Annotated in this window: 17 protein-coding genes and 1 pseudogene; 6 read left to right on the top strand and 12 right to left on the bottom strand. The window is 47.5% G+C overall.

Annotated features, from left to right (window positions below):
* Window positions 1–75: 75 nt before the first annotated feature.
* The 6 genes from ACIDITHRIX25_RS77965 to ACIDITHRIX25_RS77990 all read right to left on the bottom strand — a co-directional run bounded on the left by ACIDITHRIX25_RS77965 (window position 76) and on the right by ACIDITHRIX25_RS77990 (window position 6,302).
* On the bottom strand, window positions 76–693 hold the full coding sequence (locus ACIDITHRIX25_RS77965; protein WP_052605966.1) for a hypothetical protein: 618 nt from the start codon (window positions 691–693) through the stop codon (window positions 76–78).
* A gap of 13 nt (window positions 694–706) precedes the next feature.
* Window positions 707–1,432, bottom strand: a complete 726-nt coding sequence (locus ACIDITHRIX25_RS77970; RefSeq protein WP_201733178.1) for a type IV pilus inner membrane component PilO — start codon at window positions 1,430–1,432, stop codon at window positions 707–709.
* Window positions 1,432–3,345, bottom strand: coding sequence for a pilus assembly protein PilM (gene pilM / locus ACIDITHRIX25_RS77975; RefSeq protein WP_201733179.1), 1,914 nt, complete (start codon window positions 3,343–3,345; stop codon window positions 1,432–1,434). Before pilM ends, ACIDITHRIX25_RS77970 begins: the two co-directional genes overlap by 1 nt.
* A complete protein-coding gene (locus tag ACIDITHRIX25_RS77980) occupies window positions 3,342–3,521 on the bottom strand; it encodes a helix-turn-helix domain-containing protein (protein ID WP_052605963.1) in 180 nt (59 codons plus the stop codon). Before ACIDITHRIX25_RS77980 ends, pilM begins: the two co-directional genes overlap by 4 nt.
* Window positions 3,522–4,275: 754 nt before the next feature.
* Window positions 4,276–5,043 (bottom strand): prepilin peptidase, encoded by a 768-nt coding sequence (locus ACIDITHRIX25_RS77985; RefSeq protein WP_201733180.1) that lies wholly within the window; start codon window positions 5,041–5,043, stop codon window positions 4,276–4,278.
* Window positions 5,040–6,302 carry a hypothetical protein gene (locus tag ACIDITHRIX25_RS77990; RefSeq protein ID WP_201733181.1) on the bottom strand — a complete coding sequence of 421 codons (1,263 nt, stop codon included), beginning with the start codon at window positions 6,300–6,302 and terminating at the stop codon, window positions 5,040–5,042. Before ACIDITHRIX25_RS77990 ends, ACIDITHRIX25_RS77985 begins: the two co-directional genes overlap by 4 nt.
* 405 nt (window positions 6,303–6,707) lie before the next feature.
* On the opposite strand from ACIDITHRIX25_RS77990, the gene ACIDITHRIX25_RS77995 reads away from it, so the two are divergent.
* Complete coding sequence (locus tag ACIDITHRIX25_RS77995; protein WP_201733182.1) at window positions 6,708–7,493, top strand: tyrosine-protein phosphatase; 786 nt, start codon at window positions 6,708–6,710, stop codon at window positions 7,491–7,493.
* Between the two features lie 308 nt (window positions 7,494–7,801).
* Here the strand turns inward: ACIDITHRIX25_RS77995 and ACIDITHRIX25_RS78000 are convergent, their stop codons facing one another.
* Complete coding sequence (locus tag ACIDITHRIX25_RS78000; protein ID WP_201733183.1) at window positions 7,802–9,109, bottom strand: zinc ribbon domain-containing protein; 1,308 nt, start codon at window positions 9,107–9,109, stop codon at window positions 7,802–7,804.
* Window positions 9,099–9,722, bottom strand: a pseudogene (locus ACIDITHRIX25_RS78005) (IS607 family transposase). Before ACIDITHRIX25_RS78005 ends, ACIDITHRIX25_RS78000 begins: the two are co-directional and overlap by 11 nt.
* Before the next feature lie 535 nt (window positions 9,723–10,257).
* Here ACIDITHRIX25_RS78005 and ACIDITHRIX25_RS78010 point away from each other — a divergent pair.
* Window positions 10,258–12,120, top strand: coding sequence for a N,N-dimethylformamidase beta subunit family domain-containing protein (locus tag ACIDITHRIX25_RS78010; RefSeq protein ID WP_201733184.1), 1,863 nt, complete (start codon window positions 10,258–10,260; stop codon window positions 12,118–12,120).
* Between the two features lie 60 nt (window positions 12,121–12,180).
* Here ACIDITHRIX25_RS78010 and ACIDITHRIX25_RS78015 read toward each other — a convergent pair whose 3' ends face one another.
* The 3 genes from ACIDITHRIX25_RS78015 to ACIDITHRIX25_RS78025 form a co-directional block, all read right to left on the bottom strand.
* A complete protein-coding gene (locus ACIDITHRIX25_RS78015; protein ID WP_201733185.1) occupies window positions 12,181–12,348 on the bottom strand; it encodes a hypothetical protein in 168 nt (55 codons plus the stop codon).
* 292 nt (window positions 12,349–12,640) lie between these two features.
* Complete coding sequence (locus ACIDITHRIX25_RS78020; protein ID WP_201733186.1) at window positions 12,641–12,874, bottom strand: hypothetical protein; 234 nt, start codon at window positions 12,872–12,874, stop codon at window positions 12,641–12,643.
* 150 nt (window positions 12,875–13,024) lie between these two features.
* Window positions 13,025–13,534: a MarR family winged helix-turn-helix transcriptional regulator gene (locus ACIDITHRIX25_RS78025; RefSeq protein WP_201733187.1), complete on the bottom strand. Its 510-nt coding sequence runs from the start codon at window positions 13,532–13,534 to the stop codon at window positions 13,025–13,027.
* A 98-nt stretch (window positions 13,535–13,632) separates the two neighbouring features.
* Here ACIDITHRIX25_RS78025 and ACIDITHRIX25_RS78030 point away from each other — a divergent pair, with 98 nt between their 5' ends.
* Window positions 13,633–14,196, top strand: a complete 564-nt coding sequence (locus ACIDITHRIX25_RS78030; RefSeq protein ID WP_052605759.1) for a YceI family protein — start codon at window positions 13,633–13,635, stop codon at window positions 14,194–14,196.
* A 403-nt stretch (window positions 14,197–14,599) separates the two neighbouring features.
* Here the strand turns inward: ACIDITHRIX25_RS78030 and ACIDITHRIX25_RS78035 are convergent, their stop codons facing one another.
* Window positions 14,600–15,217, bottom strand: a complete 618-nt coding sequence (locus ACIDITHRIX25_RS78035; RefSeq protein ID WP_249685770.1) for a NifU family protein — start codon at window positions 15,215–15,217, stop codon at window positions 14,600–14,602.
* A 308-nt stretch (window positions 15,218–15,525) separates the two neighbouring features.
* On the opposite strand from ACIDITHRIX25_RS78035, the gene ACIDITHRIX25_RS78040 reads away from it, so the two are divergent.
* The 3 genes from ACIDITHRIX25_RS78040 to ACIDITHRIX25_RS78050 all read left to right on the top strand — a co-directional run bounded on the left by ACIDITHRIX25_RS78040 (window position 15,526) and on the right by ACIDITHRIX25_RS78050 (window position 20,421).
* Window positions 15,526–16,749, top strand: a complete 1,224-nt coding sequence (locus ACIDITHRIX25_RS78040; RefSeq protein WP_213333444.1) for an ATP-grasp domain-containing protein — start codon at window positions 15,526–15,528, stop codon at window positions 16,747–16,749.
* A gap of 96 nt (window positions 16,750–16,845) precedes the next feature.
* The gene (locus ACIDITHRIX25_RS78045) at window positions 16,846–18,264 is read left to right on the top strand and encodes a radical SAM protein (protein ID WP_201733190.1); all 1,419 of its coding nucleotides are present in this window, start codon (window positions 16,846–16,848) and stop codon (window positions 18,262–18,264) included.
* Window positions 18,265–18,342: 78 nt separating this feature from the next.
* Complete coding sequence (locus tag ACIDITHRIX25_RS78050) at window positions 18,343–20,421, top strand: ATP-dependent DNA helicase UvrD2 (RefSeq protein WP_052605770.1); 2,079 nt, start codon at window positions 18,343–18,345, stop codon at window positions 20,419–20,421.

The following is a 20,421-nucleotide window of genomic DNA, read 5'->3' on the forward strand; positions in this document are numbered from 1 at the left end:
TTCCTCTTAGCGGATATCGCCGACGAGCGACTTCAAGGTTCATCTAGAGAAGTCGCCACAGCTCTTATTTGCCTATTATTTAACTATCGCTTGGTTGAGACAAAGCTCGAATGGATTTGCTCCACCATTGCTAAAGGTAGCACAACCCGTCGTTTGATCTATCGAAGTCAACACGTAGCTTACGCCAACAGTTTGGCCGGGGGTGATCCCTGAATATACTGTCCCGTTCACAGAGACTTGAGCTACAGCGGGTTGTCCAACCGGCGACACCGATATCAATGCAATTTGGCTAGGCGACCCCGTCGTTGTCGTCGTCAATGACACCAACGTCGTAGAGGTGGAACCTCCCGCCAATGTGGTTGTAGATCCTGTAGCCGAAGTGGTAGGCGACGATGCGGCGGTCGTTGTCGTGCTAGCAACCAAAGGAACAAATGGATCTTTGTTTCCGTAGTTCAAAATTGTCGTGGTCACGCCTGGCAAGGTGGTTGAAGTGGTAGTTGATGATGTCACCGTCGGAAGAGATGGAGTGGATAAGGTACTTGGCGAAGATGACGCGTTACCCTTTACGTAAAGATAACCACCAACCCCAATCAATATGACCACTAGAGCCAAAGCCCCGATGAGCAAAGTTCGACGACTCGAAGCGCCGCCTCCTTTAAGTTTCGATAACAGATCTTCTATAGGGTTAGCCATTTTGCCTCCTTGGCTATCCGACAGCGCTGGTCGTAGTCGAGGTACCCGACGAAACGCTAGGACTAGTTGGGGGCGCCACCTTTATGGTTGCACCAGAGGATGTTGACGCCTGTCCCGGAACTCCAGGTGGTATTTGCTGGGAATAGATCGTGATTCTGATATTTGCTGAAAGCTCAGCCCCCGCCGATTGAGACGGAGAAGCCGTAGAGCTACCGCCAGAACCCCCTGTCGCTGAGAGGTTTACCGAATTCACTATTACTAAGCGCGAGAGTTGATTTAGGCGGTTCAGAAAGTCAAGAACCTGAAAGTAACCACCCTGAATCTGAATTCCCGCTGTCACCGCTGGCAAATTGGCGGCCCCTTGGGATGTGGAACCTTGAGTCGAAGCACTCGCTTGAGGCTGCGATGGCGTTACCGACATAAAGGTAATACCGCTCATCTCCGATATCGTATTCAAAGAAAGAAGAAAATTTGCTAAATCGGGGTAGACCGGAATCGCCAATGCGAGAGTTTTCAATTCGTTTTGCGCAGCTGGGAGTTCCTTTTTGAATGCCTTCAAGGTCGAGATCTGGCTCTGCATCGAAGATAGCTGCGATTGATTCGATAAGAGTGTTACATTAGCCGCCTCAATAGCTTTACTTTTAGGTTGCCATATCAAAAAGTAGAAGCTTACTATCAAGATCAGCCCAACCAGGGTTGCGACAATGACGATGCGCCTACTCTTTTCGTTTTTCATCATTATGAGATCCCCCCACCAATGAGATAGGACTGAAAGCGACTAGGCGTAGGATTCGGTGCCAATGTCGCAGTCGAGCTAAAGGTGACGATATTTGCACTCGCTCCATTTACAACTGGAGCATTTGTACATGATTTACCTGAATCTGTCGTGGAAGACGATACCCAAGGATCAAGGATGCTAGAGAGGCTCCCGATACCATTGATCCAGTGAGAAGGCGACTGTTGAGAACACCCCATAGCGCCAAAGCTAACTGTAGCAGGCCCGGATCCACTCGAGGATATCCCCGAAAAATTGGTCCACCACACGTCATTAGGAGTCGCGGAATTCAGCTTCGTAATCAGAACCGACCAATTCACATCATTGGTAAGGACGGCTCGAACTTGATTTTCTGCATTCGTTAGGGTCGTCCTCACCCCTGCAACCGGACTCAATTGAGCTATCTGTGCCGCATCAAGAGTTATCTGAAGGTCAGACTGAGATATCTGGGAGTTGATATTTGTCAATTCATTATTATGAAGGAGATAGAGGCCGGCGAGTCCAGCGATTATCACCACTACTGCAGCACCAGAATATAGGCTCGCACTTCTAATTTGGCGCTGTAGGGCCGCATCACCACTTAGAAGGTTTACGACGTGTCTCGGACCTGAACCGATCCAACGACTAAGCGCCAGCGCCAATGCTTCAGGCATTACACTGGCTATTCGATCTTTGTCGGCGCTCGAGAGGTCAGGTACATCGAGTTCAATCGACTCGAACATATCCAATCGGGCCAATTCAATCTCTGGAGACAAGCTTTGGCGAAGCGCCTCGTAAAAGCCAGCAGTTAGAGATCCTCCCCCTCCTACCAAGACACGGACGTTAGCATCCTCTTCTCTCTGAAATAGGTAAGAGCTAAGTGTTGTGGTTATGGCTTCAGTGATCTCATCAATGCCGTTGCGAACAACCGTACGAAGACGCTTCGGGTCAATATCGGCATCAATCTCTTCATTTACATCAGAAAATGCTCCCAGGGATCTCTTGATCGCCTCAGCTGTTGCCAAATCCACCGAAAACTCTCGAGCTATCGATTTAGTAACAAGATCCCCGCCTATGTCGTCCAACGATCTCGCGACAGTCAGCATCCCATCTTCGGCGATACCAACGCTCACCTTATCCGCCCCAACAACTACGATTACGATCACCTGGCTCGACCGACCCCGCATTGGATCCGCAAGAGCATCTAAAAGATCTGTGGAATCACCGGTGGAATCAAGGTTCGAGGAGTCATTTGCTTCGAGTGAACTATCGCCTTTGTCCGCCTTGACCCTATTGATCTTTGGAAAGCGAACCACTTTGCTCGAGGATTTCAACAGTTCTGAAACAGAGCTACCTGAGGCAATCTCATCTAGAAGGCTCACCGTGCGAAAGAGTGCTATGAATGATGAATCGATAGCCGCCAACCGCAGATTTGCCGCTGCAACTGCAACTTCGTATTCAGAAAGCACCTCCACATCGCCGGCGACCAAGTGCATATAGTCCAAGTTACCTCGGGGGACCCGCTTCATCTGAAAATTGGACTCATAGTCGACTCGATATTCGTTGATATCACCAGGCAAAAACTGTGCTGCCTCGATCGTCATGGCCCCTTTTAACTCTTGCTCTGTCATCTTGGGCAGCTCTAAATCGCGAATAAATACGCGTGATCCCGATGCACCTACGACGACTTCGGTAGAGCTAAATTTACCCTGGTTCCAAAGTCTCTTGATCGAAGCAGTTACCGCTGCTGCATCGCGAATCTCTCCACCTACTACCGCACCGTTAGGAAGAGTCACAAGGCCAAAATTGGAAATCCTTGGCAGGCTCTTGCTGTCGTATTCGATCTCTACAGCTTTGATAGCAAAAGAGCCAATGTCAACACCAGCAACTCGTTTCAACTGATATATCCTCCGCGCTTGAGATAGCTCTCGACATCTCCCCTACGGATCCGCCAAGCCTTTCCAACCCGTGTAGCTGGCAACTCCGACGTCGCTATCAACCGATAGACGGTCGTAGTGGACACCTTCATCACGTCCGCGACTTCGCGTACTCGCATCAATTCGTCTTCAAACATTAAGGCACCCCTCTTAGGGCAAAACTAACGAATCAACATTCAAGAAATAGTCACCATAACGCAATGTCATGCAGTGTCCCAACTTCCGCCGCATCATCTACTTATTCAACATCTTCAACATTGACAACAATAAGAATATCGGCAACATCTTGCCCAAGTTGACGATTAATGATGAAATTACAGAAAAATAATTACCGATGTATAATTACATCAATGTAATTTAGTTTATAAAAATTGTCGCTCTAGAGCATCTTTGAAGAATCTATCCGAAATAAATTGATCCAATTAAATCAGAAATAGAGATCGACCCAAGGTCGACGTCACCATGAGTCACTAACGAATAAAGCCAGCTAGAACAAATCGTATAGTCTAAGCCATCCAAAATACCATGGGCCGATGAGCTATCGAATTAGGCCATACTAACGAAATATTCATCATAAAAGTTACATTTTACTCTTCGATATTGAAATTAATAACCTCAAAAATATCCAAATAATTGAATCAAAATTGAACTAAAATTTCTAATTAATCAACCTAAAAAACAAAGTCTTCGGCAAAACAACATAAAAAAATACGGCTGCTGCACCACAAAGAGGTGGAACCCACTCATAGACACAACTGGGAGTCCCATAGTAACGCTCTAACACGTTAGTCCCCTGCAAAGGGCCTGTTAGATCGATCCAAATGATCAATCAGGAAAGACTACGCCTGGTTCGAGCGAATAGACCTTCACCAAGACGAAAACCGCCATATCCTAAAATATACGAAAACTATTTCCAATAACCATCGACGTCAGTGCCGAGAGTGCCATAAATGGACCAAAGGGAATTGAGGATTTAACGGATCTAGAGACAAGCAATATATAGCCAATTCCAAAGATTGATCCAAATCCGAAGGCACCGTAGAGGAAATTGATCGTGGGATTCAGCCCCAAAACACCCAGGTTCAGGCCGATAAAGCCGGCCAGTCTAACGTCTCCAAAGCCAATCGAACTGGGTCGCAACAAAAAGATCAATCCAAAGATACCTATGTCAATACCAAATCCTTCGATCGAAGAGACCAAGTAGTGAAACGACCCCATCTCATTGCAGTAGGCCACAATCAGAAGAAATGTCACCAAGGCGCTGGGATAGATGATCTTGCGGGGAAGCTTTCGTGTCTCTATATCAATAAGGGCAAGGCAAACTAAACTCGCGCTAAAAAGGGCTAGCTGCGGAGCGACGAAGGTCCTTCCAAAGAGGGCTGCGACAAGACCAAACAGGGCTCCGGTGGAAAGTTCCACCAAAGGGTACCTAACAGATATCTTTGAGCCGCAGCTATGACATTGCCCCCTTAACGCCAAAAAAGAAGCTATCGGCAGGTTGTCAACAGCTCGCAATCTATACCCGCATGAGGTACAGTGTGACGGTGGCAATACGATAGATTCACCTCTTGGAACCCTCCATATGACCACATTCAAAAACGAGCCCACTGCTAGACCGACAACCGCGAATAGGGCTACGAAAATCCCGTTTGGTGTCACCTTGGTAGATCTCTTTGTGATTGACGCAGGCGCCGAGTAGCTTCTTTACTCAATCCAAAACGTCCGCGGCTCTCCGAGGAATCAAAAATCTTAGCTAACGTCGATCGTCGAGCCATCGAAGTTGGCGCTGTGGGTTCATCCTCGACGATATATAGCTTCATCGGAGTTGGACTATGAATAGCGGTGGTGCCATACAACTGCCAAGATACGGCGGCAAGAAAGACCGCAACCATTGAAAAATCAAGTATCGAGCTATAGACCAGCGGGGAAAACTTTTGAGCAGAAAAGTAGAATGCAATGACCGATGCCAATACCAATGATCCAACCACCAAAAATCGATAGTCTTCAATTCCTGCCGTACACAGAATAATCAATGCCAACGATGGTGCTAGATAATACGAAACCATCACAGGTTCAAAGAAGACTCTCAAGCTCAGGCAAAGCGTGGCAATTGTAACAAGCTCGCTCCATTGCATCTCCCTCTTTAGCAATCGGCTCCGAAGTTGAAATGAAATAAGCACAACGAGCACCAAAGCGGCCAAGCGAAACGGACCAGCCGAGAGCGCCTTTGAATGAATTGACCCGATCAGTCCAATCAATGTCAGATGATCGACCGCCGGAAAGTTCGGTTGATTGAGAATGGATTTCAAGCTCTGAAACGGAGCGGCGATAACTGCTGGCAAAAACAGAAAAAAAGGAACTCCTGCCATTCGCGCCAAACTTCCAAGCAGTTGCTTGAACTTTGGCGTCTTGGCAATAAATATAGGCAGAAGTAGAAACAAGGTGAGAGGCTGGAAACCCAGGGAGATACCAGCCAAATAGGAGGCCTTTACCCTTCTACCTTCTTTAACTTCCACTACTGCCAAAATGCCAAAGGACAGTGCTGCTAGATCCTCAGGGTGACCCCAGGGGAAAAGCAGATAAGCCCCAACCGCACATGCACCTAAGATATATGAAACCTTGGCTTTTCTTTCAGGAAAGATGTGCTCAATGAACCTCTGAGCGCAATAAGCCCAAAAGGCGAGAAATAAACCTAGATAAAAGATCGAATATATCCATGCCACGGGGTGATGTGTCGGGTATGGATAGGGCTCTACGAGATGCAATAGGCTCAGAAATTCAGCTAGAGGCGTGAGGGAAAGTGGACCGAACGGTGGCGCTATAAGGCCATTGTGGGACGAGTACATTATCCCATATCCCCCCAGAGGATCATATGAGAATCCCTCAGAGTGGCGAATAAATCCCCCGAATAGATCCAACTTCTCTTGCCGAAGAAGAGTTCAGCGTAAAAAAAAGTGGCACAAAGTGCCAGCGAGACAAATAAGAGATACAAAAAGAGCGGATAGAACCACCTCTTTGAGGTAACTCTAGATCTCCCAACAACTACTGCCAAGGTCTCCGATTCGTTCTTCACTCTGTATTTATCGGTACAAAAAGAAGTTTCCTGTACATAAAAGCACCATCGAGCTATGACCGACACCTCTCGGTCACTCTAAATCACCCTTCAGAATAAATCGCCCCCTAGAGAGCCACCTGGGCCACCTGAATCAAAATAGATCACGACCGTCATTCATTTAAGAACCCTGAGCGTTATGCAATCCGATAGAGCAATATAACTTAGAGGTTAATAAAAAGCGATAAATCGAAACGGAGCACCTACCAAAATGTCAACAACACAAGATAAGTCCAAAGGCCAACAAGGCGATCCACAACCGAATCGCCACATAAAAATGGATGGTGCATTCAACTTCCGCGACCTAGGAGGCTACAAAACCCAAAATGGAGGCACTGTAGCATGGAGGAAGCTATTTCGATCCGACGACCTCTTTCGCCTTAGTGATTCAGACATTTCATTATTTGATCAAATAGGGATAAAGACGGTAATCGACCTTCGAACCCCCCAAGAGGCGACTGCGAGGGGAAGGTTTCCCCTCGATAAGTACAGTCTCAATTACCTACAGAGGTCTTTGATCGACATCTCGGCAGATTACTCCCTAGCTGCTGGCGATGGCGCTCTGAACTATATCTTTGAGCGATATACGCAAATATTGACCGAAGGATCCTCCGGGATCGCCCAGGTAATCACAACGCTGGCCGCCGCTCCTAGTCGACCCGCGGTCTTTCACTGTGCCGTAGGGAAGGATCGAACAGGACTAATCGCCGCTCTATGTTTAAGCGGCCTCGACGTAGAACGACAATCCATCGTCGAAGATTATGCACTGACACAAAAGGCTGTTGAGGCAATGCTCGGCTGGCTCGATCTCCAGCTACCAGATGTGGCCAAGCAAATTAGAGCTTTACCACAAGTTGTCATGGGTGCAAAAGGTGAAGACATGGAACGCGTTTTGGCATGGATAGACCAAAAATACGGTAGCACCCATAAGTATCTGACCTCGATTGGCGTCTTGGAATCCGACCTAGCGACCTTCAAAGCCTCAATGATTATTTAACCTCAGCCAAGTCATAGCTAATGCATTCGTTACTTCCACAAATAAATGTGCTTAGCTGTCTCATTCTTATCTATATGTGGCCAATTGTTTCGCCTCTAATTCGGAACCTCAAATGTACCCCGAGAGGCGAAACAAAGAAGGTATAGCCGCATAGTGCCTCAAAACAAAGGCAATCCAAAAGATAATCCAACCGAGGTCACATTTGAAGTCTGTAAATCATCAACTGCTCCCAAAAACCTGAGCATAATTGCTCAAAGCCGTTGGGCTTATCCGCACATGGTTGATAAGAGATTTGGGTCTCTTGCAACTCATGCCCCTTGACGCATCGTTGCGCCGGATGAACGAGCTAGTAAGATACGTCGAACTTCCCTATGAGGGGTATAGAGAGTTATCTCATGATCGAAGTATCTATGTCGCAGGTTCAAAGCAGCGTTGAAATCAGCCTGGAGAACATCCCCGTTTGCACAGTGAAACTTATCCACCACACGCTTACCTTCCAGTAGATGTGTGTTGGAGTCCATTTGCGATGTATAGGCCGCATTCACGAGAACATTTCTCGCTTTAGCCTGTTGTGTTGTAGATTCAAGGGCTTCTGCTAGTGTGCCTTTGGCCCATGCTGACATTTTCTTGTTGTACTTCTTCTGGGGCTTCTTCTTGGCGATAGGACGGCTTAGGTCTTCGGAGATAACGAGGCTGGCCTTGTCTACTACCGAATGGGCTGCCTTGAAAGCAATGTTCCTGATTCGTTTCTGTGCCTTATTCTTGCGAGCGTTGATCTTCTTTGTCCCAAGGTTGTTGGTCTTGATACGGTCAGCCTTAGCTGTGTGTCCGGCTTCTCTGTGCTTTTTTTCTAGGGCGTGTAGCTTGTTGCGAGCCTTGGCGGTTTTACTAGCCTTGCCACTGTACTCGGTCATGATTTTGCCAAGCCCCATGCCGTGCGTGTCTCCATCTGAGTCCACGAACGCTTCGGTGTATCCTTTGTCAACGGCGATAACATCGGCCCCGACTGGGCGGCCTGGTGGTTTCTTGAATGCGTAATGGATCTCGGTAACGTCGTCCTTGACTATGATCCTGAGGTTCTTGCCATTGGTAGTTGTGACTAGACGGATGGGTTGTCCGTATTTGGCTGCGATGTTGATGACCACGACGACTTTGCCATCAACAATCTCGGTATGGTGTCTGTCTGAACGGACTACGAATTGGTTGTTGACCTTGGAATGTCCGTGCTTGAAATGCTTTCGCATCTGGCGCTGTCGGAAGTTGTCTTTGGTCCACTCGTCCTGCAAGAGTGTGTAGAGGCGAGCGAGTTCTTCTTTGTCGTCTTTGGCTCGGGCATAGATAGCCCTACGTACCTGCTTGCGAGCGGCAGCTCGATAAAGGAAGACATCATTAACAATATCTTTCGTGCTCTCGTTAGGGATGGTGCCATCTATTGGCAAGTTAAAATAGAGGGCGAGACTGCTGATTTCGTTACGAATATCGTTAGAGCTTTTGCCAACCGTCTTTCGTCCACCGTATCTTCGCCAGATGTCCGCTCTTATGTAGCCAACGGCCTTAGCTATCGGCAGTAGCTCTTTGGGTGTGTCGGCGTAGATGATGCGAGTGCTAGTTGTCACTGAGTACCTGAATCTTGTGTTTGGGATACTCGGCCTGGAGCTGTTGCTTGTATTTCCTCACGCCATAAAGCCGACAGCTAAAAGTGTGGACGATAGCGAGCATATCTTCGACCATCTCCTGTTCTGGTGAACACGATGGTTGATTGACTACTACTATCTCGCATCCCGATTCTTCAGCTATGTGGGCGATAAGATCGAATCCAAACCTAACGAGTCTGTCTTTATGAGCGATTATTAATCGTTCAATCTCTCCGTGCTGTATACGATCCATAAGCGCTAGGAACTTCTTGCGTTTGAAGTTCATACCTCCGCCGATTTCCTAAGTCCACTCATCTACAGCTATACCAGCGTTAAGACAGTAGATCTCCATAGCTTTAACCTGTGATACCAGGTCATCTTTTTGCCCTGAACCACTCACTCGGCGCTAGACGACAGTGACTCGACTAACAGGAGCGCCGCCCAGCATAGCTCGTACATCAGACTCATCGAAGTAGCGATGCCCGCTAGGGAGCCTTTTGGGCGTGATCTTGCCCTCTTGCTCCCATCGCCGTACCGTACTTGGACTACGCCCAATCCGTCGTGCGAACTCACCAATGCTGTAAGTATTAGCCATTACAGTTAAGTATCGCAAGTGTTGGATAGAAAAATGTCAACTGTTGTTTGCTCCCAAATACCTCAAGACATACCTAATATAGGTTTTTTCTTTGGATCTATCACAGCCACATCGATAGCGCCTGAAAATTGCCATCAACTTACAACTAGAATACACCCATCCGTAGTGGTGGAGCTGCAGAGTCGAGGGCGATCCAGACTAAATGAAAAAAGACTGTGCCTGAATCAAAATATCAAATAATGCCGCTAATCTATCAAGCCAAGAAACAGCCTTTAGTGCATTATTGAATAATAAGAGGTTCCAAAATCCATGTCTCCAGGAAAATCACGATCCCACCAACCTGTGGAATCCAAACCCCAAATATCTCCATTTGATAAATTATATTTAGATCAAGTTGGCCCATCGTTTTAGTCCAACAAACAAGTAATACAAACCTTGTCAATTCCTAGAAAACTATTTAAATGCATTATTACCCTTCCCTTAGCACCCAATTGACTTCTTCAGGAGCTGAAAGAGTTCTTAGCGGAGCTGACAAATGATCAAGCAATGGTTTTCAAAGACCACGACGCTCAAACGAACAATGACCCTTTTCGTGTTAGCCTCACTTGTCATATCGGCACCTATTGCCATTGCGCACTCAATATGGTCTCCAAGCAAAACAGCCGTGACCACAAAGACGTCCAATAGGTCCAAGACTACGACAACCACCGCTAAAGAGACAAGAAAGACTATCGCTAGCCTCAAGGCACAATTCCCAACCTTATCTCCGGGATCGCTATATTCAGCGTCGATCGCAGCCGAGAACCGAAAGCCTGGTACTACAAGTTGGAGAATCACGGGCAACCCAATACCAGGGCAAATCGAAGGTTTTGCATCTTCCACCTTTGCTAGAGTCGGCGATACCTTACCCTTTTACATCTCTACCATTTCACCCTCCTATTCAATAGTGGCTTACCGAATGGGCTGGTACCAGGGAAACCTAGCGAGACTGATTTGGAAATCTGGGACCCTTCCGGGCCATCTACAGCCACAGTGTCCAATACTTGCTCCAACAAATACCGTGGAATGCTCGAATTGGAGTCAAAGCATCAAGGTTCACATATCAAAGGCGTTTATTCCGGGAGACTATCTCTTCAAATTGATAGCATCAAATGGCCAACAGCAGTACATTCCCCTAACTGTCGTAGACCCATCTTCCAATGGGGCAATTGTAGTCATAAACGCCGTAAGCACTTGGCAGGCCTATAACAATTATGGCGGCTATTCCCTCTACCATGGACCCAATGGAGCAAATGCGACCAGGGCTACGAAGGTCTCCTTCGATCGGCCATACGCCTTCGATTTTGGTTTAGGAGGAGGAGACTTTCTCGGAAACGAGCTACCCCTAGTTGCATTTGCCGAAAAATTAGGGCTCAACGTTACCTACGTAAACTCGGTATACCTCCAGATGCATCCTTCATTGATCCTAAATCACAACGCAGCGGTGAGCCTAGGTCACGACGAGTACTACTCGGTCAAAATGCGAGATGCTCTCCAGAATGGAGTCAATAACGGAAGAAGCATTCTATTTCTGGGGGCCAACGCAATCTTTAGGAGGATTCGTTTCGAGCCCTCTCCTATGGGTCAAGATCGGATAGAAGTAAACTATCGAAACCCTTATCAAGACCCACTATTTGGAAAGAACAACGCCAGAGTCACAGCCAATTGGCCTGCATTCCCTGATGCGAATAATGAAAGTTCTTTGATCGGCCTACAATACGAGTGCAACCCTGTTAACGCGCCTCTCGTCGTAACGGATCCATCGTCGTGGATCTTCAGCGGCACCAACGCGTATCTCGGCTTTAAGGTACCTTCGTTAGTAGGACCGGAATTCGACCAATATATTCCTTATTCCCCGCATCCGTCTAACCTTCAGATTCTCGCGCACTCTCCACTTCTATGTCGAAATGTCCCGTATTTTTCGGATATGTCATATTACAGCACTCCTACCGGTGGAGGCGTATTCGCAACGGGCACTAACTACTGGGTGGTTTCACTGATGGGCGGATGTCCTTCGTTTACTGGACCGTGTCCAGATCCATTTACCCAAACTGTCACCGCCAACGTGCTAAAGGCGTTTGGATCGGGCGGAGTTGGAATCATTCACCCATCGATTCCAAATGCCAACTCAATCTACTACAATCCCCCCTTCCCAGCATTGACTCCGGTTCCTCCAATCATCTCAGCACCCACCACAACCAAACCACCCACTCCGTGTTCAACCGGCCCCAAATCCCAGGTCACATCGACCACGAGTGGTTCTAAAACAACTTCGTCTACGACAACGACTCTTTGTCCAACTGCTACCACCTCTCCATCTACTACCAGTACCACAACTGCTACAGTGACGCCAGGGTAGAACTCGGTTGGCATGGGCAAAATTTTAAAGCAGATAAAACCGCGGGTAAACCCCTTGGTGCTAGCAACATCGGATAAGAACGATGCCAATTGGACCAGACCTGCGGAGTGTCGTTGGAGTGGTTACCTTGGTTAGCTCAATATCGGTGGAACCACCTATCCGAGTGTATGTCACCACCGTATCGCGGTGGATATCAAGACCAGCGACTCTGTCTCTAATCTGTTCCATTGTGCTAACCGCACTAATTGTTTATTAGTGGAGGTTGTAGGGATCAGGCCAAGGTAAAGCGGAATCTGGAGTACGTGCTCGTAGCGACATTCTTTGGTTCTCAACGGTCCACCACCAAACTTATAACGCGCTCATGGCTGCAAGAAAGGACGGTGACTACTCCCGAGGGCCTTCATCGCTAGCATTACATGCTTCAGCGGTGTTGCCAACGTCATAAGAACTTTTATCGGATTTACCGGAATACTCAGCGAGGATGGCGTAACGGCCGAACCCTGAGAGGTCGAGGAAGTTTTCAGGCACTGTGAATGAGCTCTTGATGAGCCGTCGGAGCCAGCAAATCATCGAGCCAGGCAGACATCTGGAGTCGGCCTCCCAATAATCGCGTCAACTCTTCGAAAGACAGTTGTCGCGCGACCTTCTCGACAATCTCAGGCGTCACTTCACGTCGACCCAGATAGTGAACCTCCCCGCCCTTACGGACGGGGAGGTTCACTCCGCCAGCGAGCCGATACCTCAAGCAAGACAAAAGCAGAACCTGAACGAAGATCTTGGTCCACGACTTGAATCCAACAAAAGGGCCTCAAGAATAGAAACTGGGATCTAAAAGATCTTGTAGTCTCTTATCGGATTCTATCAAAGCCAGCTTTTTTTCTTGCCAGCCCCAAATAAGGCTGATTCAGGAGAGGCTCGGACATCTCGCAGAATCACAGTCGCTAGTTGCAACCGCGACACTTTCCAATTCTTCAATCGGGCGATCAACAAAAATGGTGAGTATGTCCAAATCGGCTTCATCATACTTAGATAGAAAGTAACGACGAACTCCATTAACGTGGGTTGGAGCAGCCTCATTCAACTTATCAAATCCCAATGGTGTAATAGTTGCGTTCATTCCTCTGCGATCAGTAGGACAAGTCGTCTTTTCGACAAACCCAGCAGCAACCATATGTTCAAGCCGGCGAGTCAACCCCGAACGGGAGACAAAACAGGCGTTCGCCAAAGCGGACATCCGCATCGTTCCACCTAATGCTTCAGATAGATGTACAAGCACTTCGTACTCAGCCAATGATATCGAATGCGCCGCTACTAGGTCTGCATCGAGTCTCGACATAAGCAAAGCATTCAACGTCAGAAATTTACGCCATGCATTTTGCTCACGTTGATTCAACCAAATACCTTCATTTAACATTTTCTCTCATTTATTCTAAACATTACGGAATTATTTGCGCACGCAACTATGTTGAAAGGTACAACTATATGATAGTCAACACCGAAAGGAACCATTAAATGTCTGCAATAACAAGTTCCGCAGAATTAGGCCTCAAGGAAGGGACCTGGACAATCGACCCAGCCCACTCCTCTATCGAATTCGTCGTAAAGCACCTTGTTGTCTCAAAAGTACGAGGACGATTCAACGAATTTGCAGGAACCATCACCGTCGCATCCAACCTGCTCGATTCCGCGGTAAATGCTACCATTGCAACAAACAGCATCTTTACTGGACAAGAGATGCGCGATAACCATCTCAAGTCTGGAGAATTCCTCGACGCCGAGGCGAACCCACAGATCACCTTCGACTCGACATCTATCGTCGCCAATGGTGACTCTTACACCTTGAACGGGGATCTATCAATACATGGCGTAACCAAGGGCGTAGCGCTTGACCTTGAATTCAACGGTATCGCTTCACATCCAATGGGGGGAAATCGGGCTGCATTCACCGCCACGACAACCATCTCTCGCAAAGACTTCAACATGGAGTACAATGCACCTCTAGAGACCGGCGGAATGCTCCTAAGCGACAAAATTACAATAGAACTCGAAATTCAAGCCTCAGCTCCAGAAGCCTAGACCTAAAAAGTCCAAATCTGGGAAATCCAGCACGAACTTTGTAACCCATCAAGTTGCGACCAAATCAACTAAAAATGGTCGCAGCTTGCAGGCTCAATATCGTTCAGCCGTTGTCCAAAAAACTAAAAGCGCGAGATCGGCCACAGTCGTGGCGGATCTCGCGCTTTTTTATACCTTCAATATCCAAAGACTAACCTTAGGCGACAGAGTTGCCAAAGCTCAATCTGTCCTGGTTCGAATGACCATAGTTCAAGAGAGTGAGCCATGCCCTAAGCGACAAACCTATACCCGCAATGACCCCTTGGACTAGTTGGCCCTACCAATTGGAAGAACGAGTAGAAACTAGACTTGGCAAGAGTTTGATTTAGGAGTTACATCTCGCTCTGAGTAGCAGATCAAAAAGCTACTTCTTAGATGGCTGATAAAAAGGATTTAGCCCTGAAAGGTGATCCGTTACATCTACAATCTGCTTAATGGATGGAAGGGCATCCTTTATTGCCACTTCAATACCTTGAGAAAGAGTGACTGAAGCCATTCCACACCCTTGGCAACCACCCGAAAGGCGCAAATACGCTATCTCGCCATTTACGCCAACCAGGTCAGCTCGACCACCATGGCTTGCAATTGCCGGGTTAATTTCATCCTGTAAAATTGCAATAATAGCACGAGCATCGTCGGAGTCTAGAGTTGCATCCGCAAACCCCTCTGGAGCGGGCGCTGTGGACGTAGGGGAGTTAGGGTTGACTATCACCAAACCGCCATCTTCGCCAACTTCCATACGGCTCCCGCGCAAGCTTGCGATGCTCTTCGAAGGAATCACCACTGTTATCCCTGGTGCTATCTCCTCTATCGCATCATTGCGGTCAGCGTCTGAAATCGCTTGAAAATAGACGTCATAATTGTAAGTTGAACCATTGGTACCTGCAATTTCAACCCACAATGCAAGTAAACTTGGATCAGCCTCCTCGGCTGCAACGGATGCAACTAGTTCCTGAGCCTCAGGTGTCAGATCCAAAACCATCTCGTCCACGGATTTCCCGCCTTTTTGTAAAAAACTAAACTTTTTCATATCCTCTTAAAGCCACTAAACTAGTCCTATAGACATGATAGGTGAGATCGGAAACTCTTCCCAGCTTAGCCCACATCTCTTTGTTGTTATTCTTCCCTCGAAGGATAACAACATAAAGACCACAACTTATATGCCTTAACACAAAGACTTTGGCCAAACCAGACCAAAAAAAAGAGCCAGTAGGAGCCTTTGAAGTACAGGTCAGAGGATTTATCACTCGCCCCCAAAGAAGAGAAAGCGACGCAGATATGGAAAGACTAATGATTATCATGCCCGCAAATACATACCGGGCCCAACGATTCATCACGGCAGCAATCGAGTTGGGCGTTGAGGTGACAGTCGCCACAGATAGTGACTTCTCGCCACCAGATCCTACCAAGAACGTTATAGACGGTATATCCTTCTGCGATCCCAAAAGTGCAGGCAGAGCCCTTGGAGAGATAGCGATTGAAAAAGGAATAAAGAAAGCTATCGCGATCGACGAGGGAGGTGTGGAGGTTGCAGCTTGGACTCAGGCTACCATTTCCAACCTTTCATCACCACCAATTGGAACCCTAGTCTCCAGAGACAAGGCAAATCTCCGTAAAACCTTGACTGCCGCCGGAGTCCCCCAGCCAACCATGCACCAAGTGATCAAAGGTGAACAATTAGAGCAATTTAGCGAAAATGATTTTCCGCTCATTGTAAAACCCTCCAAAGGATCTGGTTCGATTGGAGTCGTTCGAGCAGACAACCTCAAAGAACTCAAAGAGGCCCTTGAAATTACAGACCTAGTCATCTCAGAGATGGCCCTTAACGATCAGGTAACGCTTATTGAGAGTTATATTGGCGGCACAGAATTTGCCGTCGAGCTCCTAGTCGTCGAAGGTAAAGTTCACGTTCTCGCAATCTTTGAAAAGCCTGATCCCCTAGAGGGCCCCTACTTCGAAGAAACGATATACATCACCCCACCAAGAATCTCAAAATCAGACTACGAAGTTATAGTCGCCAGCATGGATCTGTGTATAAAAGCACTCGAGATATCGAATGGCCCGATGCACATAGAAGTTCGCGTCCGACCCGACGGAGTGGTATTTCCAATCGATATCGCTACGCGGTCGATCGGTGGAAACTGTTCCGACGTCCTAAACTTCGATGGCATGGTATCGCTCGAGACACTGATCATCTCAAACGCGCTCAATCTAGAGATGCCAAATATCTCCAGAGAAAAACAAGCCTCCGGCGTCTATATGATTCCCGTGGATGATCGAGGTTACCTAAGGGAGATCTCTGGCCTTCATGATGCCGAAAGAGTTGGATTTATTGAGTCAATCTCCATTACCGCAGCGATTGGAAACCATTACCGCCCTGTACCCTATGATAATAAATATCTGGGGTTTATCTTCGCAAAAGCACCAACCTCCGCATTGGTCGAAGCGGCACTTCGAAAGGCAAGAAAACGATTAAATATCGTCTATTCACCTTCTAAGTCTGAGCTTGTGTAGTCTGGGTACCACTCAATTAGCAGAAGCGATCCCCTAGGATATCAACCAAGCTCTTTCGACGACAAAAACCACGACAACTCTTACCGAGGCTTTGAATTGAATATATTAATCGCAAGCACATATGAACTTGGACATCAACCATTCTCAAGTCTCTACCTAGAAAGTCAGCTACGAAAGCAGGGGTGGAATTGTCAAATTTTAGATACCTCCCAATACGAGAACTCTCCAGCGATCTTATCTGGCATGCTCAGCAATTTCGATGCACTTTTGATCTCAGTACCTATGCATACAGCCTCTTCTTTGGCACTTGAGCTCGTTGAGACGATCACGGAGCGATTTTCCAACCTCCCAATTGGCCTCTTTGGCCTTTACGCCTCATCGCTTGAGCACCTCAGCCTTCCAGCATCAATTAGCCTCCTCGCAAGCGGCGAGATCGCAGACGAAGTGACCCAATGGATAACCGAAATTGAAGCAAACTCCCAAATATCAAGAGTTGTAATTAGAAAAAACCGCTCATCCAACCCAAATGCAAATGAGCTTCGACTGGATCGAAGACTAGTTGGACCTTTGGAAAATTACACGAAATTGGTCCACAAGGAAAAGACCATTGCCGTCGGCTACACCGAAACTACAAGGGGTTGCATGCATCAGTGCCGCCACTGTCCTGTACCGGTCGTATACGAGGGAAAGATTCGAATATTTGAACGCGGTGGCGTCTTGACGGATATCGATGACCTCGTAGCCATGGGTGCGCAGCACATAACCTTTGGAGACCCCGACTTTTTCAATGCACCAATTCATGCTATGAAAATCGTTGCCGAGATGCACAAAAACCACCCTCAGCTAACTTTCGATGCGACAATCAAGGTGGAGCACCTTCTAAAGTATGAGACGCTTATAAAACAACTCAAAGAGTTTGGATGTCTCTTCGTGGTAAGCGCTTTTGAACACGTTTCGTCGTCGGTGCTTGAAAAGTTCCAAAAGGGCCACGATAGGCACGACATGGTAAGAGCCCTAGAACTCTGTCGACTTAACGGAATCGAAATTCGACCCTCCCTCCTTCCATTCACTCCATGGACTACGCCTAGCGATCTAATGGAGCTCTTCGAATTCGTAGTAGAAAACGACCTCATAGACAATATTGATCCTGTACAGTTTGCCATACGACTTTTAGTACCAGAGGGGTCGCTCTTGCTAGGCGACGAAGAAGATCAAAATAGATTCAAACCTTCCAAAGATAATCCACTTACGCTAATATGGGAGTCACCTGATCCAAAGCTCGACGAGCTGGCAAGGATCTTTAGTGATATCGCTGCAGGTTCAATCGACTCGAAGGATCCAGCCATATCGAAGTTTGATCTCATGTATCAGACAGCTGGTAATATGCTAGGTCTCCCAATTCGCTACTCAAATTGCACATCATCTACAAACCGCGAGGTGCCACGACTCAGTGAATCCTGGTTTTGCTGCGCCGAACCTACTCAAGGGATGTTGGCAAAGACAAAGGCCCAGTGAGCAACTTCTTGACATCTTCGTCCTAAGGAATTCAAAGAGCCGCTCCTAGCCAGTACGGCGCCCATAACTGGAGGATCTGTGTCGGACATTGCACTATTCAAAGGATTGACTGAAGAACAAATCACAGCGGTAACAGACCAATCACCAATTGTCTGCATCATTGCTGGTCCTGGCAGCGGAAAGACTACAGTCTTAACCAAACGTATAGCTCACCGTGCCACAAAACACCAGATCGCTCCAAAGAACACGGTAGTCATAACGTTCACAAATCAAGCGGCTCAAGAGCTACGAACTCGCTTGGCCACCTTCAATCTTTACGACCTACCTTGGATTGGAACCTTCCACGCCTTTGCCTTTCAAGTTATCCGCAAGTATCACGAAGAAAGACGGACCCACCCGCCTCTGCTAATCACATCCAAGCCGCGAGAGATCCAAGCGATGCTCCATGACTCCAGAGACCTTAAAGGGCTCATAAGTCGTTCACCATCGAGTAGCTCCGAGACGTCAAAACTATCTCATTTGGTCATTGCTGAGATTGCCACAGAGATAGAAAATGCTAAGTCGGAGATGATATTAGTCAACGACTATTTGGAGTGGTACAGAAGGACAAATCGCCAAAGTAGTATCGGCGGTGACGTCCTAGCAGAGATCTTCATGGCTTACGAAGCGCGTAAGAAAAAGCTCAACCGAATTGACTTTGAAGATCTTCTCCTAGTTGGTGGCGATATCCTGGTCGATAATACCAGCTTTGCAGCCACCTTCAGATGGTGGTATCGACACTTTTACGTAGATGAATTTCAAGATGTCAACCGCCCTCAAATACGCCTTCTTAAAGGACTGGTAGGCGATAATCCTGATCTTTGTGTGGTGGGAGATCCAAAACAAGCGATCTACACTTGGAACGGCGCTACGCCCGGAATCCTTTTGAACTTCGACCAGACCTTCCCCCGAGCTCAATACCGCTATCTGACCGCCAACTTTAGATCCTCACCCGAGATCGTTGATCTCGCCAACGCAATAGCAACCTCGTTTGAAGACAGCGACCTATCGCGTCGCGGAGGGGTGATCTACGCAAAACGCCAGGGTGGATCTATGCCAAAACTCCTGGAATTCGAGAATGACGAAAATGAATCCAAAGAGATCGCAAAGTCGATCTATGAATCTATCACCGATGGAAGATTGGCAAATGAGATCGCCGTCATAGCTCGGACAAACTCTCTCCTTCCACCTCTAGCCGAAGCGCTCTCATCTCTAAGGGTTCCCCACCAAATCTTAGGTGGAGAGCAAATCCTAAACAACAACTTAGTAAAGTCGACGATGAAACACCTAAAAGAGGTGCTCGGCCCTCGAGGTCGTCTTCAGGATGCGATAGTTGAGATAGACAACCTCATAAAAGAGTTCGAAAACGATCGCAACTCACAAAAGACAGAAGAGTCACTGGAGTACCTCCGATCAATCGCCCTAGAATCACTCCGCTTTGACCCGCGAATGGATATCTATGGCTTCACGACCTATTTCAAGGCTCGAGCCAACGACATTGGATCGACAAAAAAAGACGGAGTAACTCTCACAACGCTGCATCGATCCAAGGGCCTTGAATGGCCATCGGTCTACTTGATTGCACTGGAAAATGGCATCTTGCCACACAGTAAATCTGTTACTCCGAGCGCCTACGAAGAGGAAAAACGTCTCCTATATGTCGGCATAACGCGGGCGCGAGACAATCTGATTCTTAGCTACGCAAAAAAACGAGGCAGTTCTAACAAGTTTCGCAGTCCCTCGGACCTCCTATATCCAATTGAGGAACTTGTAACCATGGGTAACCAAAAGCTTGCAACCAAGGAGGTCGCACTCTCTTACATCCGTCAAAATCGAAAGATGCTACTCGAGCCCCATAAGTCGTCACTTCCTCAAGGGATAGACCCGATCATCGACACATTACTTCTATGGAGAAAGACAAAGGCGCTAGCAGAAGCCAAAGAAGATCGATCTATCCTTAGCGAGGTTACCTTGGAGGCAATCGCGGCCTCCTTGCCTAGAGGGATCGATGAACTAAATCGAATTCCGGGGGTATCCACTCACTTTTCAATCACATATGGCAGGGAACTCTTGCGTCTCACCAATGGCCTTCGCAAAGCATCAAAATCGAGAACCTAA

The organism is Acidithrix sp. C25, assembly GCF_904848545.2.

What these genes read in the sequence shown, in the direction of transcription:
- ACIDITHRIX25_RS77965 (WP_052605966.1), bottom strand. Translation starts at nt 693, where the DNA reads ATGGCTAACCCTATAGAAGATCTGTTATCGAAACTTAAAGGAGGCGGC.
- ACIDITHRIX25_RS77970 (WP_201733178.1), bottom strand. Translation starts at nt 1,432, where the DNA reads ATGATGAAAAACGAAAAGAGTAGGCGCATCGTCATTGTCGCAACCCTG.
- ACIDITHRIX25_RS77980 (WP_052605963.1), bottom strand. Translation starts at nt 3,521, where the DNA reads ATGTTTGAAGACGAATTGATGCGAGTACGCGAAGTCGCGGACGTGATG.
- ACIDITHRIX25_RS77995 (WP_201733182.1), top strand. Translation starts at nt 6,708, where the DNA reads ATGTCAACAACACAAGATAAGTCCAAAGGCCAACAAGGCGATCCACAA.
- ACIDITHRIX25_RS78010 (WP_201733184.1), top strand. Translation starts at nt 10,258, where the DNA reads ATGATCAAGCAATGGTTTTCAAAGACCACGACGCTCAAACGAACAATG.
- ACIDITHRIX25_RS78015 (WP_201733185.1), bottom strand. Translation starts at nt 12,348, where the DNA reads ATGGAACAGATTAGAGACAGAGTCGCTGGTCTTGATATCCACCGCGAT.
- ACIDITHRIX25_RS78025 (WP_201733187.1), bottom strand. Translation starts at nt 13,534, where the DNA reads ATGTTAAATGAAGGTATTTGGTTGAATCAACGTGAGCAAAATGCATGG.
- ACIDITHRIX25_RS78030 (WP_052605759.1), top strand. Translation starts at nt 13,633, where the DNA reads ATGTCTGCAATAACAAGTTCCGCAGAATTAGGCCTCAAGGAAGGGACC.
- ACIDITHRIX25_RS78035 (WP_249685770.1), bottom strand. Translation starts at nt 15,217, where the DNA reads ATGGTTTTGGATCTGACACCTGAGGCTCAGGAACTAGTTGCATCCGTT.
- ACIDITHRIX25_RS78040 (WP_213333444.1), top strand. Translation starts at nt 15,526, where the DNA reads ATGATTATCATGCCCGCAAATACATACCGGGCCCAACGATTCATCACG.